Annotated in this window: 19 protein-coding genes and 1 riboswitch; of the genes, 6 read left to right on the forward strand and 13 right to left on the reverse strand. The window is 31.4% G+C overall.

What is annotated here, in order from left to right; genetic code table 11:
* Window positions 1–14 precede the first annotated feature (14 nt).
* Window positions 15–569 carry a thioredoxin family protein gene (locus ACFVRR_RS12530; protein WP_097976527.1) on the forward strand — a complete coding sequence of 185 codons (555 nt, stop codon included), beginning with the start codon at window positions 15–17 and terminating at the stop codon, window positions 567–569.
* A gap of 50 nt (window positions 570–619) precedes the next feature.
* Here ACFVRR_RS12530 and ACFVRR_RS12535 read toward each other — a convergent pair whose 3' ends face one another.
* The 5 genes from ACFVRR_RS12535 to ACFVRR_RS12555 form a co-directional block, all read right to left on the reverse strand.
* Window positions 620–1399: a prepilin peptidase gene (locus ACFVRR_RS12535; RefSeq protein ID WP_387328791.1), complete on the reverse strand. Its 780-nt coding sequence runs from the start codon at window positions 1397–1399 to the stop codon at window positions 620–622.
* A gap of 207 nt (window positions 1400–1606) precedes the next feature.
* Window positions 1607–2065 (reverse strand): C40 family peptidase, encoded by a 459-nt coding sequence (locus tag ACFVRR_RS12540; RefSeq protein ID WP_387328793.1) that lies wholly within the window; start codon window positions 2063–2065, stop codon window positions 1607–1609.
* 583 nt (window positions 2066–2648) lie between these two features.
* Window positions 2649–4325: a glycoside hydrolase family 13 protein gene (locus tag ACFVRR_RS12545; protein WP_387328795.1), complete on the reverse strand. Its 1677-nt coding sequence runs from the start codon at window positions 4323–4325 to the stop codon at window positions 2649–2651.
* Window positions 4326–4590: 265 nt separating this feature from the next.
* On the reverse strand, window positions 4591–5400 hold the full coding sequence (locus ACFVRR_RS12550) for a polymer-forming cytoskeletal protein (protein ID WP_387328797.1): 810 nt from the start codon (window positions 5398–5400) through the stop codon (window positions 4591–4593).
* 18 nt (window positions 5401–5418) lie between these two features.
* On the reverse strand, window positions 5419–6033 hold the full coding sequence (locus ACFVRR_RS12555; protein WP_387328799.1) for a DUF4004 family protein: 615 nt from the start codon (window positions 6031–6033) through the stop codon (window positions 5419–5421).
* 603 nt (window positions 6034–6636) lie between these two features.
* Between ACFVRR_RS12555 and ACFVRR_RS12560 the strand changes: the two genes are divergently transcribed.
* A complete protein-coding gene (locus ACFVRR_RS12560; RefSeq protein ID WP_387328801.1) occupies window positions 6637–7194 on the forward strand; it encodes a hypothetical protein in 558 nt (185 codons plus the stop codon).
* Window positions 7195–7226: 32 nt separating this feature from the next.
* On the forward strand, window positions 7227–7991 hold the full coding sequence (locus ACFVRR_RS12565; RefSeq protein WP_387328804.1) for a hypothetical protein: 765 nt from the start codon (window positions 7227–7229) through the stop codon (window positions 7989–7991).
* A 299-nt stretch (window positions 7992–8290) separates the two neighbouring features.
* On the opposite strand, the gene ACFVRR_RS12570 is transcribed toward ACFVRR_RS12565, so the two are convergent.
* Window positions 8291–8626 (reverse strand): MGMT family protein, encoded by a 336-nt coding sequence (locus ACFVRR_RS12570; protein WP_387328806.1) that lies wholly within the window; start codon window positions 8624–8626, stop codon window positions 8291–8293.
* Window positions 8627–8781: 155 nt separating this feature from the next.
* Between ACFVRR_RS12570 and ACFVRR_RS12575 the strand changes: the two genes are divergently transcribed.
* The 3 genes from ACFVRR_RS12575 (at window position 8782) to ACFVRR_RS12585 (ending at window position 10322) form a co-directional block, all read left to right on the forward strand.
* Complete coding sequence (locus tag ACFVRR_RS12575) at window positions 8782–9480, forward strand: FTR1 family protein (protein WP_387328808.1); 699 nt, start codon at window positions 8782–8784, stop codon at window positions 9478–9480.
* 174 nt (window positions 9481–9654) lie between these two features.
* A complete protein-coding gene (locus tag ACFVRR_RS12580) occupies window positions 9655–9945 on the forward strand; it encodes a HesB/YadR/YfhF family protein (protein ID WP_387328811.1) in 291 nt (96 codons plus the stop codon).
* Between the two features lie 200 nt (window positions 9946–10145).
* On the forward strand, window positions 10146–10322 hold the full coding sequence (locus ACFVRR_RS12585; protein ID WP_387328813.1) for a hypothetical protein: 177 nt from the start codon (window positions 10146–10148) through the stop codon (window positions 10320–10322).
* A 382-nt stretch (window positions 10323–10704) separates the two neighbouring features.
* Here the strand turns inward: ACFVRR_RS12585 and ACFVRR_RS12590 are convergent, their stop codons facing one another.
* The 7 genes from ACFVRR_RS12590 to ACFVRR_RS12620 form a co-directional block, all read right to left on the reverse strand.
* A complete protein-coding gene (locus tag ACFVRR_RS12590; protein ID WP_387328816.1) occupies window positions 10705–13806 on the reverse strand; it encodes an efflux RND transporter permease subunit in 3102 nt (1033 codons plus the stop codon).
* Between the two features lie 111 nt (window positions 13807–13917).
* Window positions 13918–15243, reverse strand: a complete 1326-nt coding sequence (locus tag ACFVRR_RS12595) for a sensor histidine kinase (protein WP_387328819.1) — start codon at window positions 15241–15243, stop codon at window positions 13918–13920.
* Window positions 15240–15923, reverse strand: coding sequence for a response regulator transcription factor (locus ACFVRR_RS12600; protein WP_387328821.1), 684 nt, complete (start codon window positions 15921–15923; stop codon window positions 15240–15242). Before ACFVRR_RS12600 ends, ACFVRR_RS12595 begins: the two co-directional genes overlap by 4 nt.
* A gap of 186 nt (window positions 15924–16109) precedes the next feature.
* On the reverse strand, window positions 16110–16289 hold the full coding sequence (locus tag ACFVRR_RS12605) for a hypothetical protein (RefSeq protein WP_097976550.1): 180 nt from the start codon (window positions 16287–16289) through the stop codon (window positions 16110–16112).
* 86 nt (window positions 16290–16375) lie between these two features.
* Window positions 16376–16516: riboswitch (cyclic di-AMP (ydaO/yuaA leader) on the reverse strand.
* A gap of 599 nt (window positions 16517–17115) precedes the next feature.
* Window positions 17116–17463 carry a VOC family protein gene (locus tag ACFVRR_RS12610; protein ID WP_387328834.1) on the reverse strand — a complete coding sequence of 116 codons (348 nt, stop codon included), beginning with the start codon at window positions 17461–17463 and terminating at the stop codon, window positions 17116–17118.
* A 25-nt stretch (window positions 17464–17488) separates the two neighbouring features.
* The gene (locus tag ACFVRR_RS12615; protein ID WP_387328825.1) at window positions 17489–18067 is read right to left on the reverse strand and encodes a TMEM175 family protein; all 579 of its coding nucleotides are present in this window, start codon (window positions 18065–18067) and stop codon (window positions 17489–17491) included.
* A gap of 114 nt (window positions 18068–18181) precedes the next feature.
* Window positions 18182–18706, reverse strand: a complete 525-nt coding sequence (locus tag ACFVRR_RS12620) for a DinB family protein (protein WP_387328828.1) — start codon at window positions 18704–18706, stop codon at window positions 18182–18184.
* Window positions 18707–19054: the final 348 nt, after the last annotated feature.

Raw genomic sequence — 19054 nt, forward strand, 5'->3', positions numbered from 1 at the left:
AGGAGTGTATGGAAATGTCATTAAATTCTTGGTTCGAAAAGGGCATGACTTTTCAAGAATATGTAGAAGCAATGAATGTAAATAAAGAAGAACTTCTAAAAATCTATAATGAAGTTACGATTCCTGAAAGTACACAAGTAAAACTTGAACAATTAAAGAATCGTCATTGGAAGGTTGTTACTTTAACTGCAGATTGGTGTGGAGATGCATTACTTAATGTACCAGTTATTCAGAAAATGATGGAAAAAGCAAATATAGATACTAGATTCCTAATTAGAGATGAAAATCTAGAATTAATGGATCAATATTTAACGAATGGTAAATCTCGTTCTATTCCAATTTTTGTTTTTATGGATGAAAAAGGGAATGAAGTAAATGTATGGGGGCCACGTTCTGCGGAGATTGAAGAAATTGTAGTTGAAATGAAAAAAGAGCTTCCAGATAAAGATGATCCAAATTTCCAAGAAAAACAAACTGCTGTTTTTAAAGCGATTCGAACAAACTTCGTTGAAGACAAAAAATACTGGAATTCAGTTATAAAAAGTGTAGAAGAGAAATTATTCTCATAAGAAAAAGTAAGGGTTATTTAGTTGAAGAATTTTTCAATTAAATAGCCTTTTTATTTATAAAAAATTATATCGTAAAATTCCAATAGATTTTCACAATAAAAATAACTAATTAATCCACCCATTGCAATGAATGGACCAAAAGGAATCGGATTACTCCGCTTTAATTTTCCAGACAATATTACAACTACCCCGTAAATACTGCCTAAAAAACATGCAAGCATAAATGCAATGAGGGTCAGTTCCCAACCTAAAATTATTCCTAGCACACTAAATAGCTTTATGTCTCCTCCTCCCATACCACCTTTACTAATCAGATTAATTAGAAGCAAAACCACAAATGCTCCTATCGCTCCTACTATACTACTCCACCAAGGATCCAATGGAAATACGATTCGCTCAAAACTAAAAATAAATAAAAAGAATAGTAGAATCCGATTAGGGATAATCATATAGTTCACATCCGAGACAACAATAATGATTAATAAAGATATTATCGAAAGTGCGATCATTAACTCCATATGAAAGCCAGTTTCATAGATGGAAAAAACAAATAACATACCTGTTAGTATCTCAATTAATAAATATAGTTTTGAAATTAGCATCCCGCAACTTCGACATTTCCCTCTTTGGAGTAAAAAAGAAAATACAGGTATTAATTCTATAGAACTCAATTTATGTCCACAATTTGAACACGTGGAACCCGGTGAAATAATTGATTTCCCGATCGGTACTCTTAACCCAACAACATTAAAAAAAGAACCAAATACTAGACCCATTACAAAAAAAGTAAAATAGACTAATGCTATGATTACCAGCTCCTTTATAGTCATTTAACTAGTTTAGTTAAAGGTCATTATATCATTGGAACATAATCTACTTATTTATTAAAAAAGAATACTTTATGAAAAGATAAAGAAAACTTGCAGATTGGCGGAGACAGAGGCGCAGTTGCAAGAAGCAAATCTATAATTTTTTAATGTACAAAAAAAAAGCAATCTACCATTCTAAAGAAAAGTAAATTGCATTTATTATTATGTTTAATTAATTACACTACCTGAGCCAGCGAATTTCGGTTTCCAATATGAATTAGAAAGACTTACAACAGCTACTCCCTTACTTGAAGTGGCTGAAATAAATTTATTATTTCCCATGAAAATTCCTACATGGCTAATACCTTTTTTGTATGTATTTTTGAAGAAAACTAAATCACCAGGAACAGGCTTTTTAACAATTGAGCTGACAGTGTACATTGACGAAGCAGTTCGAGGTAATGAAGTACCTACTTTTTTGTATACATACCCTACGTAACCTGAGCAGTCAAAACCTTTAGAACTTGTACCACCAAAACGATATGGCACTCCAGTATATTGTTTAGCGATTTTTGTTACCTGATTTTTCTTTGAGTATGGGTTATATGTAGATGCTGCTTGTGATTTAGTCGTAAAAAATACCATGCTCAGTAAGCATACGAAAGCTATAAGGACTTGCTTTTTCATCTCTTTCTCCCCCTTCATTGATAATGTAAGTCTATCAAAATACCATTTTGAAAGCCATTACAGGAATGTTACAAATTGTCGAAGTGTTTGTAATACTATAAAACTTTGTAGGTTTTTGCCAAAAATATGCAGAAAAAAATGGCTATCATTCGACAGCCATTTTTTAGGGTATGGAGAAACTCCAACACTAATTCACCTTAACTGATAAGGTTACGATTCCCGTTAAATAGTGGTATTCTTACTTGATTTTAAGTTGAAATCTAGTGGTAAATAGTTCGGCCCCATTCATTTGTTTTTACTAGATTATGTTTAGTTTGGGTTGTTTCAAAGGATAATTTAATATTATATCTTCTATTTTTTTGATTTATTATTCTATTACCCCATGTTTTGTAGCCTTATTTGCAGTTTTCATATTTTTGATTGCAGTTCCAGCCTTTTTATTTGCAATTCCACATATTTAATTGCAGTTTCAGCCTTTTTATTTGCACTTCCTCAGATTTCCCCCATTGAAAGCAATCATCCTGTACTTACTCAAACAGACTGTCATGTGACAGTCTGTTTGAGTAAGTACCATATAAAAAAATTAAATTAAGCGATAAACTCTAGCTTCAAAAGGTTTAAATTCCATGTTTTCAACTAATTGATGATCTGTTAATTCAATGTTCGTTAAACTTAATTGGGCATTCTTTTTCGTAAGTTCTTTCGGTAAAGTAAATTTTTGTTTCTCTGATGATAAATTTGTAATCACTAAGAATGTTTCTTTTTCACCATTTCGAGTGTATGCATAAACGGGTTCATTTTTAACGTCTAGATATTCATACGGTGCATAAACCAGTGCCTTATTTTCTTTACGTAATGTAATCATCTTTTTATAGAATGACAAAATAGAGTCTGCATCTTTTTCTTGGATTTCAACATTTATTTCATTAAAGTTATTATTTGTTTTGAGCCAAGGTTTCCCCGTTGTAAATCCAGCATTCTTTGTACTGTTCCACTGCATAGGTGTGCGAGAATTATCTCGGCCTGTTTTCCATAAAATATCTAGAACATCTTGTTCAGTTGAACCATTTTCAATCATTGTATTATACATATTTTTTGCACTTACATCATTATAATCGTTGATTGATGTGTAATGAACATTTGTCATTCCAATTTCTTGTCCTTGGTAAATGAATGGTGTTCCTTGCATAAAGAAATACATTACTCCAATAGCTTTTGCTGAAATTTTCCAAAATGCCTCATCATCGTTTCCTAATGTACTGACTGCTCTAGGTATATCATGGTTCTCTATAAATAATGCATTCCATCCATATCCTTCTAAACCAGTTTGCCATTTAGTAAGTACTTCTTTTAAATCAGCGATGGAAGTTTCAGATTCATCGGTTTTCTTCCAAAGATCTAAACTTTCGAATTGGAAAATCATATTGAACTTACCTTCTTTTTCTCCAACCCACAGGTGTGCATCTTTTGTTGTTACACCATTTGCTTCTCCGACTGTCATGATGTCATATTTATCAAATGTTTCACGTTTTAGTTCATCCAGATATTTATGAATTCCTTCTTGATTCATGTGCATATCAAAGCTTGCCACATATTTCTCTTTCTTTGGATTTGGCATATCTGGAAAACCTGGTCGTTTTCTTATATGACTGATCGCGTCTACTCGGAAACCGTCGATTCCTTTATCTAACCACCAATTAATCATATCATAGACTTTTTGTCTTACTTCTTTGTTCTCCCAATTTAAATCAGGCTGCTTTTTGGAAAATAAGTGTAAGAAATATTCCTCTGTTGCTTCATCGTATTCCCATGCAGATCCACCGAAAATACTTTCCCAGTTATTTGGCTCATTGCCTGATTTATTTCCTTCTCTCCAAATATAGTAGTCTCTATAAGGATTATCTTTAGATTTTTTAGACTCTAAAAACCAAGGATGTTCATCACTTGTATGATTGACTACCAAATCTAAAATTAACTTCATTCCTCTTTCGTGAACATTCTCTAATAACTCATCAAAATCAGCCATTGTGCCAAACTCATCCATAATGTCCTGATAATCTGAGATATCATAACCATTATCATCATTTGGTGATTTGTAAAATGGACAAATCCAAATGACATCTATACCAAGTTCTTTTAAATAATCTAATTTCGAAATTACACCTCTTAAATCACCAATTCCATCACCATTTGAATCCATAAAGCTACGTGGATAAATTTGGTAAGCAACCGCTTCCTTCCACCAACTTTGATTTGTCATAATCTCTCTCCTCCAAATGCATAAAAGCGTTTTCAATATTGACTATATTAGTAGCCTTCTTTTAAAAATTAAGTACAATTTCAATTGCAACCGTTTGCACATTATTATCTTAACATTCAACTAACTATAGTTCAATAACCGAAATTAAGAGCCAGCTTGCACTTTATTAGAAATTTCTATTCTAACTCCCTTATGCTGCTTTATTTAAAAACCGTTTTCAAAAAAAGCAAAAAAAAAAAGCAACTTAGGATATCCCTTAAGCCGCTTATAGTTCTAATTTCTTTACATTCTTTACCTTTGCTGAAGGATGAATTTGAACATCTTCTGTATATTCAACAAGGTCAATATCACATTTTGGTCCAATTGTTACAGCATCGCCTCGTACTACACTCGCTGTCGTATAATCAACTTTTACAGCACTTCCTTCAATAACATCTGCTTTGAAGTTTGTACGGTTGTTAAAAATTTTCGTAAAAAGTCGTGAAAATACATTACTGTCATCAAATCGACTAATTTCAATTGTTTCTCCGCCAATTTCAGGAATATAACTAAATCCACTATGATAGCTATATCCACCATGCGTAATTTTTACATTTTCAGCATTTAATAAACCATTCATTGATAAGTGACCTTTTGCTGTAAATACTTCACATTCAGATCCTTTTTCTGTTGAAAGCGATCCTTTTATATTAATGACTTCTGCTTTTACTAAACCTGTTGTTTTCATTGAACCAGAGACATGAATACTTTGAACATTTAAGTCACCTTTTGTTTTAAAGCTACCACTAATATTGACATCTCCACCAGAAACTTTTCCATCAATAGAAGCTGAGCCACTGACGTTTATTTTTTTTGCTTCAACATCACTTAAACATTTAGCACTACCACTGCAATTAAAGTATTCCGTTTCTACTTTACCATTAAATTTAGCAGAACCACTTACCTTTACTTCATGACAAAGAATATCACCTAGAATTCGGCCGCTACCACTAATTTTAACGTCATCATATCGTCCAGTACCAATTGTTCCTGAACCATTAATAATCGCATCTTGCTTCGATTGAACATTCGCCATAATGTCTCCTCCTTATCTTTATTTAATTGATTTATTTAAATAGCTCGAGAGAGTAACATTGATTAAGATCGAATCCTTTTGATCAACAAACGTCTCATGATTTCCAATAATCCATGTACCCATACCAAATTTTCGAATATAAATGACAGTCGCTTCAACCATGTTAATTTGGGTTTTATGCGTTTCAACCAAATTTAAAAATTGTTTTATTTCATCTATTGTTACACTTCCATTTGAAAGCCACTCGTTTACAAAAAGTAACGAACATAGTTGAACCGTACCTAAATGCTCTAATTTAGTATTTGGAAAAAGTGATTGATATATTTGTACAACTTGTTTAGGGATTTGCTCCAAAGATAAAGTAGCATTCCCACGATCAGAAATGATTTCTTCATTGATTGAAAACACTCTAGCAATATCATCTAATGATTGATCATCCTTCAACTCTTTTATTTTTTCAATCCGATCCAAAATTCTCTGTTTTGGAAAAAACGTTTCCTGTCCAGTAAAGCTTGATTTTTTCATAAACCACTCTTCAGGAATGATGTTTTTCCTTTTCCATCTATAAAGCTGTCCGTACGATATGCCTGTAAGTTGTAGTAAATCTTTTTTGGAAATTAATTCTTCACTCATATGACATTCCTCCTGATACGAGTATAACAAAACAATGTTTTATTGTAAAGTGTTCGCATGTAGCACTTTTGACATAATAATTGTTCAATTTCACAACAATATTGTGCGTAACAATGTTTTAATAAAAATCATTTTCATATAAAGAAAACTCATCGACTGACGAGCCTTTTAGAGAGAGTCGTAGTTGCACCTATTTTCATAGAATTGTCTATTACATGAGTATTCCCCATATTTCTTAAGTGAAAAAAATACCCAAAATCCATTTATCCATGAATTTTGAGTAGCAATCTCACTCTAAATCTATTTAGTTAGAATGTCAAAACCGCCGTCTACAGAAAAAAGCACAAAAGCCAATCCCTTCTGCTGCAAGGGATTGGCTTTTGTGTTACTTCCGTTAAGGTCCATTATGTAAACTAAGTTTGTATATGATATTCAATTTATTACTAAAAAATCGTAAATATTCAAAAATAAAACATTTGATTTCAAATAAGGTCTCCAAGAGTTTTTTTTTTTGTTTAAGCTTATTTTTAGAACGTTTCTAGATTTAAGAAAATTGAGTAATTAAGTTCAAACAATGTAACTGTTTAAGGAGAGAAAAGAATTATGAAAAAGATAAGAAAAATAATTACAGGAATTTCATTAATAGGAGTATTAATATTTACTGGCATATCGACAAGTGCTAGAGCTGAAGACATTGGTACAACAAAACCTAAAGAAAAATTTGGAGATACATCATCATCTGGTTATAAAGAATTTATGGGACCCTGGAAAGATAATAAATGGAACTATTATTGCTATAATTATCAATATAAAAGTTGGGATGATACAGAGTTAAAATCTTATGTTTCTAAAGCAAATACTACCATGCGTGCAACCACTTCAACCACTTATTCAATTACAGGTTCAACAGAGTTTGGATTTAAAGATGTTGCTAAAGTTAATTTAAGTGGTACGATTGGGAAAACATGGGGTAAAGAAGTTGTTATCAATTTTAATTCAGAGAAAGGTTGGACCTATCATTTATGGGCTGCTAACAAGGTTCAAGTGAAAAATTTTAAATATGTACATAACCCATTGATTGGATCTACGAAAACTTATAAAGCAAGTGCAATAGATAAAGTGGGTACAACTTATTGGGCCTTTAAAGAAAAAACGAAATGACATTAAATTTAAAACAGATTTGAGGGTTTAAAGTGAAAAAGAATAAATTATTATTGTTTTGTTGTATTTTGTTAATAGCTTTATTAAGCGGTTGTAATTCCAGTACAAAAAAAACAACTACTAAATTAGAACATCAAAAATCTATGATATCTAATTTGGAAGGAACAAATAAAACAGAAAAAAATTATTTATTCTTTAATGAAAATGATAATACAAAAAACATTACATTATCGTTTTATAATAAGTTCGATAAAACTCCAATTTCATCAGTAATTCTTTACAAAAATGACTTAGCTATTTCTAATACTTTAGAAGCTATTAATTCATTAATTTCAGAGGGTGGTAAGTTTGTTTTTAAATTATATGAATATGTACCATTTTTTAACAAAGTCGAATTTTTAGACATAAAAGGTAAAAGCATTTTAAAATTACATACTGGTGACTATTATCTTAAAAAAATTAATATTCCTAATAACATAAATGAAAATCAATTGTGGCAAATAGATGGATTTAAAACAGATGACTTTATACAAGACTTCACATTTAATGCAACATTTTCAAGAAAAGAACCAATTAATGATCATTTCCAATTATTAAATACTAATGATGAATTTAATAAACCATTTAATATAAATGAAAATCATAATATAAATGAAAATAAGAAAATACTAAATTTTAATTACACAATGAAAACAGATGAAACAAAGAAAGGTTCATATGAAATTTTATTAATTCAAAAAAACAATCAACATCAACAATCAATATTAAATAGTATCGTAATACCAATAACCCATTAAACGGAGAGAATACGTAACAAAACCAAATGAATCTTACTTATTTTTGCGCAGAAGGTAGTAATATGGGGAATGATGGCCAGAACAAAATGTGTGGAGAATTTTAAAAATAAAAATAATTAACAAAAAAGGTGTACCCAAAATGGTACACCTTTTTCACGCTGTTGAAAAACAACCTTGTCAATTATATTCCAAATTTTCGTAAAAGGAGTAGAGTGATGTTGATTTCCACTACAGGGTGCTCGCTTTTCATGGGGCGAGACCTACTTATAGATCTTTTAGCTAGCACCTTTTCTTTGATCCTAAATTAAGTCTATATCTTCTTTCTCAAGAACTACACTTACTTGATATTCATTCAAGTTAATGGTTCTCTCGTTCGTAAATTTGACCCCTTCGTTTTGGAGCAAACGTTTTTGCCTTAAAAATCCTTCTTCATCTTGGATTCCTATTTCACCTTTAGCATTTATAACTCTATGCCATGGCAATTGGTATTTTTGGCCCATCGAGTGTAAGATTCTTACAACCTGTCTAGCTCCTCTTGGACTTCCTGCCAATTTTGCAACTTGGCCATATGTCATAACTTTTCCTAGTGGTATATTTTTTATAATTTCAATCGCTCTACTTGTAAAAGATTCCATTTTTTCCCCTTCTAAAATTCACATTTTGGGCTATTTTATATTAATTTTACCACATAACTTATTATGCCTATTTATTAATAAAATAGTGTCCGTTTCTACTATTAAAGAATAGTCTAGTTAGAAGATTTAAATATAATCGGGAGGATGATAGTGAATTGAATGCTAATTTTTTAATAGCTTTACGAGAAGGCCTTGAGGTTTCCTTAGTAATCGGGTACTTACTCATTACTTTAATACAAAGTAAAAAAGAGCATTTAATTAAGTCAGTAGTTTACGGAACAATACTTGGAGTAGTAGTTAGTATTTTTGCTGGATTTTTCTTATTTACAACATTCGGTGAACTAGATGGAAATGTTGAACATACAATTGAAGGTGTAATTCAATTAATTGCAGCATTGCTAATCTTCTATTTTATTTACTGGTTAAGTAGTCAAAGTAGCATTAATATTTCAGATAAACTAAAATCAGAAGTTAAAATTATGGACAGTAGTGTCTCATTATTTTTAATGGCAAGCGTATTTGTGATCCGGGAAGGCTTAGAGCTAGTTCTGTTTATTTTATCAAATGCCCATACAATCGCCTTTGTTGGTATGATTTCTATCTTACTAGGAATTATTGCAGCTATCTTAATTGCATATTTATTTATCAAAACTACAATTAATTTAAATATTAAAGTGATTTTTACTTTACTAGGTATTCTATTAATTTTCTTTGGCGGTAAAGTATTCACTGAAGGTCTTTTCTCCTTTATCGATGCTATCCCACTAGTTGAACAAATCGTCTATTATGGATTTGTAGTCATTTCACTATTTATTTTATTTAAAAACAACATACTATCATTTTTCAAAAAATAAGATAGCTTTGTCTAATACGCCTGTCTTAAAATACTTCAATTATAGAAGAAAACCTGCAAAATGTGGGTTTTCTTCTTTATTCTAGTTACACTTTTGCACTTAACATCACTTTTCTGTATAGTTTTTCACATTCATACTATAATATTTTTATAAGATAAAGAAAGGTCGGATACAATGAAAATTACAATTTCCGAAGATGCATTAGAATGGTTTAAAGATGAAATGAATGTCAAAGAAGGAGATACGATTCGTTTTTTCGCGAGATACGGTGGAAATAGTACAATACATAAAGGCTATTCTTTAGGTGTTACTAAAGAACAACCTGTGGACATCGGAGAATCTATTACGATTGATAACGTAGTCTATTTTATAAACGAAACAGATTTATGGTATTTTAAAGATTATAATTTAAGTGTAATTGTAAATGAAAATAATGAATTACATTTTGATTATGAACCTAAATAATATAAGGAGCTTAGGTAGCGTTTGTGCCTAAGCTCTTTATTTGCTTCTGAATCTATTGAAGTAGTTTGTTGATTTTCTTGTACAAGTAACTAGCAGGGTAGTTGGATTTGGAAAGGATTTTTTAAGCATAAAAAGAATATAGTTTTAAGAGAATAAACATATTCCTGTTTCTCATTTGGAACTTGTTGGAGGGAATATAGATGGCTTTTTGGATTTCAACTATTGGTGGCATTTTAACATTGGGTGCATGGATATGGTATTACTCATCTTTAGGAAAAAGAATTAACCAAGAAGAAAAAGAGGCTGGCAAAGATTTATCTTATGTAATTAATCCATTCACAGGTTCAGCTAAATCCACTTCAAATGAAAGAAAGTAACTACAAAAACTTACTATTCAACAAACGCTGGTGTTCGTTTTAAAAAAATGGAAACTGAATTTAAATAGTTTCCATTTTTATTTTAGGCATTTTTTTATATTAATAATTCTATATTAATTCTGATATAATACTTGTTGGATATAGTCATCTTGGAGGAGTTCATTTGGAAAAAGATAATAAAAAAGGCCTCATTTATGGCTTTTTAGTTATTAATAAATGGCACTTATTATGATAAACTCTGAAACGGTTTAGTCTATGTTATTTAGTAAGGTATATCTAAAAGGTTGTCTATTAGACAGCCTCTTTTTTAGTTTTTCATTAACCGAGTTTTGTTTTAAATAAAAAGAGTGCCCCACTATTTATGTGAGGCACTCTTTTTCAATTATTCTTCAATCTTTTTCTTTTTGCTCACTAACTTATAAATAACTGGGATGATGATTAGTGTTAAGAATGTTGAAGTTGTTAAACCACCAATTACAGTTACTGCTAATCCTTTCGAAATTAAGCCAGATGTTGAATTTGAAAGGGCCATTGGTACTAATGCTAGAATTGTTGCTAATGCTGTCATTAGGATTGGACGTAATCTTGTCTTTGAAGCCTCAATTAATGCGTCAGTTACATCTAATCCATTTTTACGGTTATGTTCAACACGGTCTAATAATACAACCGCATTGGTTACAACAATACCGATCAACATTAATAGTCCGATCATTGCACTCATTGAAAGTGTTTGCTTACCAATAAATAGCGCTAAGAAAGCTCCGACTGGTACGAAGATTAATGATGTTAAAATAACAAACGGTGTTCTTAAGCCACCAAATGTCATACTCATGATTAAGAATACTAATCCAACAGCAACTACCATTGCTATTCCTAAACTGCTGAATCCATCTGAAATCATATCTAAACCGCCGCCAATTTTCATATCGACGCTTTTTGGTAAATCAATCTTATTTAAATGATTTGTTACATCTTTTGTAATTGCTGCAGTATCTTTACCTTTTACTTCTGCACTTACTGATGCATACATTTTTCCATCATCATGGTTGATTGAAACTGGTGCATCCTTTTGAGAAATAGTTACATAGTCTTTAATTTCTTTCGGACCTGTTGCAGTCATAAATTTGATTTTTTCAATATCTTCTTTTGAAGTTGCTTTCGTTTTATAACCTACAGTAAGCTTATTTGTTTCGCCGTTTAAATCGTAATCACCGATTTCAACGTCGTTAATTTTTTCATTAATAGCTCCCATAACTTGGAACATTGAAATATTTTCATCGCGTGCTTTATCGTTTAATGTAATTTCTAATTTAGGTTGTACATCTTTTAAATTATTAGAAACATTTTTCAGACGATCATCACTGTTTAATTCTTTTTCAATTTTTGATGCTGCATTTTTTAAGTCATTAAAGTTGGCAGAGTATAAATTTACATCAATATTGTTCCCTGTTGGAGGACCATTTTGAGAAAGTTCTTTTGCTGTGATTGTTGTACCTTTTACTTTCGCATCAACAATTGAAGGAACTTCTTTATTGATTTTTGAAAGTTCTTTATCCATGTTCTTTCCATCTTTTAGATTGATTTGGAAGATTGCTTTATTTTTGCCCCCATCCATATTCATCATAAAATCACGTTTACCACCAACAGTAGCTTGTACACTGTCAATTTTGTCGGAATCTGCAAAGTATTTTTCTAATTCTTTTGCGACTACATTTGATTGATCCACAGTACTATTCGATGGAAGAGTTGCAGTCACTTGAAGTGTTGTATTTACACTACCTGGTAAGAATGAGAATCCTAATAAAGGAATCATCGATAATGAACCAGCTAACAAAACGATTGATAATAAGATAACAATCCATTTACGTTTTAATGCCGAACGAAGTAACTTTTCGTAACCTCTCATAAAACGAGTATCATTACTATGTTCTTTTAATGGTTTTGATAAGAATTTTGCTCCTAATGTTGGAATTAAAATGATCGCAACAATTAGAGAAGTTAAAATCGAAACTACTACTGAAATAGCAAATGGTCTAAAGAATTCTCCGATAATACCACTTACAAATGCTAAAGGTAAAAATACTACTACCGTTGCAAATGTAGATGATGCAATGGCACCTATTACTTCTTTAGTTGCATATAATGCCATCTCTTTTTTCTTATATTGATTACCTTTTTGTTGTTTCCATCTGTATATATTTTCAATTACAACGATACTATCGTCAACAATACGTCCGATCGCAACAACTAGTCCACCTAAAGTCATAATGTTCAATGTGTAACCTAATGTATTTAATACTGATATTGTTGCAAAGATTGAAATTGGTAACGATAAAATTGAAATGATTGTTGCTCTAATATTTCTTAAGAACAACAGAATAACGACTACTGTAAATAACGCACCTAATAGACCTTCTTTAATTAAAGAACTAACGGATTTTTCGATCTCTTTACCGTTATCCATAATGACATGCGTTTCTACATTATTGTCTTTCTTAAACGTTTTAATTTCTTTTTTAACAGATGTTGCTACATCCGCTGTATTTGAATCTTGTGTTTGAGAAACAGATAAAATATAACTTTCTTTTCCGTTATATCTAGAAATTTGATCTTGAACTGATACTACTTTTACATCTGCAATGTCAGCAACCGTAACATTTTTTGGCGTTACTGTTTGTGCTTGTCCTGCACCTCTACCTAGTTGTGCTCCTTGAGTCATCGTACCCATTTGTGAACTTTGAGCAGCTGCACTAGATAGAACTGTTTTTTTGATTTGATCGACTGAATTTAACGTACCTTTCATTCGAACAGAAACTGTTTTGCCATTATTCTCAACAGATCCTAATGGCACTGCATAATCTAGACCTTGAATTGCCGTTTTAATCGTATCTAAAGAAATGCCTTTTTCTTCTGCTTTTTTATTATCTACAACGATCTGAATTTCTTCATCTTTTGTTCCTTGGAGACTTACATCACTAACACCATTGATTTTTTTAATTTGAGGAAGTAAATCTTTTTCAATTGATTGTTGCAAGTCTTTTACTTGTCCGTTATTTGCAATTGCAACTTGATAAATAGGAGCAGAATCCATCGCAATACGTTGAACTGTCGCTTCTGCTTTATCAGGTAACTTAGTTTTATTGATTACATTATCAACGTCTTTTTCAATTTTATCCATATCCGATCCAAAAGGATAAATCAAAAAGATTGAAGCCATATTTTCACTTGAAGTACTTGTTAACTGATCATAGTTTTCAAGCTTCATTAAACCTGATTCGATTGGTTTAGTGACCTCAGTTTCTATATCCTCAGATGATGCACCAGGGTATACTACCTGTACTGCAACAGCTGGAAATGAAACATCAGGAAATGTTTCAATTTGTATTTTTTGGGCTGAATAAATTCCCCCAACTAAAACAAGAACACTTAATATAATAACTGAAATTGTGTTCTTCAAACTTAATTTCGTTAAGCCTGCAAACATAATGTATCTATTTCCCCTTTCGATTGGTTACAATTCTAATACGTGATTAGTTTATCAAATCTATATGAACAGAATATGAACAATTAAGAACATAAATTGAACTTTTTAATTTTACAAGCTTTTCGGAAGGATAATCGTAAAGCTAGTTCCTTTCCCAACAACACTTTCAACCTCTATTTTCCCATGATGTATTTCGATAATTTTTTGAACAATCGAAAGACCAAGCCCAGTTCCTTTTTTATTTCTAGAACGGTCTGCTTGATAAAAACGTTCAAATATCCGCTCCATATCTTCCTTACTTATTCCTAGTCCACTATCGCTAATCATGACGTGAATAGTATGATCCAACTCCAAAATATCTACTTTAATGTACCCAGCTATACTTGAGAACTTAATCGCATTTTGAAGTAAATTAATCCATACTTGTTCAAGTAGTAAACGATCTGCTACTATTTCTGTTTGTGGTAAATTTAAAACTAATTGAAGCTTTTTACTTTCCCAATGTGGCTCTAATGCCAAAATAATTTTTCGAATTTGTTCATCTAATTTGTAGGTCGTAGGCAGGAATGGATGTTGCTCAGAGTCTAATGAAGCCAGCTTTAATAATCTTTCACTCATCTTTGAAAGACGTTCACTCTCTTCCTCAATAATGGATAAATAATGTTCCTTTTTCTCTTCAGCTAACTGCTTATTTCTTAAAACCTTTGCAAATCCCTTAATAGATGTTAACGGTGATTGAATTTCATGAGAAACATTTGAAACAAATTCACTTCTCATCTCTTCTAGCTTGTTTAATTTATTCGTCATCAGATTAAAATTTGAAGCGAGTAGTCCAATTTCATCCTTACGTTTAATCGTTACTTGAACGTCATAATTACCTTTAGCTAGTTCTTTTGTTGCACGAATTAGCTCTTTTACTGGCTTTACTAATAACTTAGCTACAAATAAAAATGTTACTGACCCAATGATTAAAGTTGTCAGCAAACTAAAAAATAAAACTCTACGCATTTTAAAGAACCCACGATCAATATTGGGCTGAATAAATAAAGCATATTGATGCCCATCTTTTTCAAAAGGTAGACCGCTGAGATATCCTTTTGTTTGAACATCACTTTTGTTTAGTACATTTAATACTTGTTCTTTTTTTATATTCTTCTTTTTTAGTGCTGTATTTTTCAAAACGATTTTACCCGACTCGTCATACAGTGAAATATAAAAATTTTTACTAAGAATTTTCAAGGTCGCATCTACTCCATTTTGATTATCTTGTTTAGAATAGATGGAAATAAAATTTTCTCCAACATCAATTAAATCACTTTGTACTTCTGTTTCGACATGTTTTATAAAGTATTTTGAAGCAATAAAAAAAGTAATGACTAAACTCAATAAAATAACTGAAATAAAGATTAAAACCAATCTAGTATACATGCTTTTCATGCGTGATTTTCCTCTAATTTATAACCTAAACCTCTAATTGTAACGATTTCGACTGTAGCCTTTAACTCTCTTAGACGCTCTCGTATTCTCTTTATATGCACATCAACTGTGCGTTCATCTCCTTCGTAATCAAGTCCCCAAATTTGCTCAATCAAATCATTCCTCGTAAAAATTCTTCCAGCTTGACTAGCAAGCTTCAACAATAATTCGAATTCCTTTAATGGTAATGTAATCGATTGATCATTCGCCGAAATTTCAAATTTAACTTGATTAATCGTTAAATTACCTACAAAAATATTTTTATCAGATAGTAATTGAAACCTTCTTAATAGAGCTTTTACACGGGCTACGATTTCCAAAGGATCAAACGGCTTAACAACATAATCATCTACTCCAAAATCAAAGCCTTTTAATTTATCTTGAGATTCACCTTTTGCTGTGACCATTAAAATCGGAATATCATAATATTTTTTAACCTCTTTTGTCAGCTCATATCCATCTACTTCAGGCATCATCACATCAACTACTACTATTTGAATATTATTTTCTTCCAGTAACGTTAATGCTTCTTGACCATTTTCAGCCTCAATAACTGTATAGCCTTCACCACTTAAAAAAATAGAGATTAACTCCCGAATATTTGCATCATCATCGACAACTAATACATTTACATGATTCAATAAATTCACCTACTTACATTTACAAATAATTATGTACATATTATATAGACTCATTATGAACTAAATATGAATTATGAAACCAAAACTAACCATATAAAAAAGAGAATGGCCTAATTGACCACTCTCTAACGGAAGTTTCAAATATTGTTTCAATCCATTTTTTATTTCGATTTTCTACAATACTAATCAATCTATTCTCACGACTTTACCTGATTTTCTCTCTCTAACGATTCTCTTCCTATTCTCAGACTTTCCACATTTATATTTTCCATTTTCATCATCTACTACAGAATCCTTACGAGTCATAAATACTGCTATTAACATAGTTAAAATAAGAATCCCGCCAAATATATACATTTCTAGCACTACATAACCCCCACTTACTTTATCAAAATTGAATGCAAAAAAGACACTAGGAAAATCTCCAGTGCCTTAATAAGACATCATTTTGGAAACCTTCTCTTACACGCCTACGAGGTTAGCTGTCGGATTCGGACCTAAAAAGTAGCCCTACCTAAAAAGGATTCACCCCAAAGTACAAGTGTACAAAAATTGGTTCCCCCGCTTCAAAGTTGAAATGTCCCTCAATAATAGAAGAAACACTCAACTAAAACTCAGCGATCTATGGTCATTTAATTATGTATATTACTTAAATTACAATTCAACTACTAAATTGTAAACTATTTTACTACTTAAAGAAACTAATATGTCTTTTGATTAAAAATGCTGGGCCAATAAATGACCATTAGATTAATCTTTTACTAGTTGATTTTTGGATAGCAAGTTGTTCAATATTACTTACTAAAAAAGGGGCATGAGTCCATCTCTGTTATGAAACCCTAATTCACAGTTAACGTATGTAATCATTAACTAAGGTCCTTTAAGATAAGTAATAACCCCTATTATTAAATTAAAAGTGACATATATCAATAAGATGTTTCCAACAATTCTTCCTGTGCTTTTATTCTTTTTATTTGCAAATTTGTTAATTAGGAAGACAATAATAGCAATTACTATAATAAGAATTAATCATGGTAGAAAAATAAATAAGTCTGACATAGTATGTTCTCCTTTATGTATTCAAATAATACAGAGTTACTAAAAAACTAATATTCTATGGAGAATCTTTTTATTCCTTTGCAATAGTTACAAATAAAAAAAGGATCGCCGCAGCAACCCTTTCTTAGCAAGTTTATTTCTCCCAAAGTTCAACTAATCTACCTTCAGGATCTTTAATCCATGCAAACTTACCATAATCACTAATCTCTTTTTCCTTAGCAAGAGGTATACCGACTTGTTCAAGATGCTTAATCGTCTCATCTAGATTATAAACTTGAAAATTTAACATGACTTGCTGTTCTGTTGGGAAATAATTGTCTTCTTCCGTAAAGAAAGAAAAGATCGTTTCATTTTCAGAATCGGGTTTAATGATCGTCCCATTCCAATTTTCTATTTCAACATTCAGCACTTTACTGTACCATTTTTTTAAAGCATCCAGATTTTTAGTCCTCCAGAATATTCCCCCAAAACCTTTGATCATCATAGTCTACTCCCTCACTTTTTATTTATTTACTTTGCATAACCTTCTCAATTCGACGATCCGGTAATAACCACATAATTGCAACGATTACATAAATTATTTGAGCGAACCAAGGCCAGATCAAAGAAGTGCAAACTGCAGCTAAGTAACAAACCACTGAAGCTTTACCTTTCCAATCATTACCTACTGCCTGTTTTAATTTTGAATTTTTTCCCTCTTTTTGGATAATTATACCTTGTAATATGAAGTAAGCTATTGCGGCCATTAAGAGTATTACACCATAAAGCATTGTTGGATAATGCTTATAATGGTTTTCTCCCATCCAACCAGATGCAAAAGGAATTAAGGATAACCAGAAAAGCAAATGAAGATTTGCCCACATTATTGATCCTGTCACCTTTTGTAAAGTGTGTATCATATGATGATGGTTATTCCAGTAAATACCAACATAAATGAAACTAAGTAAATAACTAAGAAAGGTTGGGAAAAGCTGTAATAAGTCTTGTATATTCGGACTGTGGGGAATCCTAATTTCTAGGACCATAATTGTAATAATGATAGCAAGTACACCGTCACTAAAAGCTTCCAACCGATTTTTATTCATTGTTTACTCCCTATTATTATTTGTCTTTTTGTTTTATTTATTTTTCTATCTATTTAAATTCCTTATTTCCTTGCAAATTAAAATTTTCATATCGGTTAGTTTGAAGAATGCCCGTCACTTACCAAGCCTTTGTTCTAAATCACTTTTCTGGCGCAAATGATGACGAAAATGCATATAAACTAAATCATACCATTCCTTTGCATTTAGCCATCCGAACCCTCCATGCTGGACTTTATATTTTGGGTTAATATGTTCCACTTTCGACTCCCATTGACTCAACCTTAGTATTACTTGTTTAATTCTGCTGATCAGCTCGTCCTTGCTATCTGAATTATTAGGTGGATCATTTAGTTCTTCTGGTAATCTAATTTTAATTGGTGGAAATCCCCCATTCTTATATAACTTCTCGCCAAATTCAGTTTTTCCAAGGGGTTGTTCATCATTTAGGGTGGCGCAGGTTTCCATGCTATCTAGATATTCATGGGCACAAATGATTAAATGGTCATACATTTGGCCAATAGACCAAACCTCCTCTTCAGATTTATACCTCAACTGTTCCAAAGAGTAATTTTGAAGCTCGTTTTTGTATGTATTAATCAGTTCAATTTTGCTCAGGGGTAATTCCTCCTTTGTATTCACTTAAATCTAAAATTTTACATTTTTAGCATATGTAACTAATCATTCAATATTTCTTTTACGAATACCTGCTTCAAAATACCTACCATTTATCTCAATTAAAAAATCGACTTTGCAGTCGATTTTTTTCACGCTGTTGAAAAACAACCATGTCAATTAAATGATCAAATTTTCGTAAAAGGAGTAGAGTGTTGTTGATTTCCACTACAGGATGCTCGCTTTCCATGGGACGAGACCTGAGCCTCCTCGGCAAGCCGAGGCCACTGAAAAAGTCCTTGTGGTTTAAAAAAGTGAAGGCTTTCTCGATTTATCGAGGAAGCCTTCACTTTTTTCTTGTATAATTATTGTATC

The sequence above is a fragment of the Gottfriedia sp. NPDC057948 genome (assembly GCF_042887255.1).
Classification (GTDB): domain Bacteria; phylum Bacillota; class Bacilli; order Bacillales; family Bacillaceae_G; genus Gottfriedia.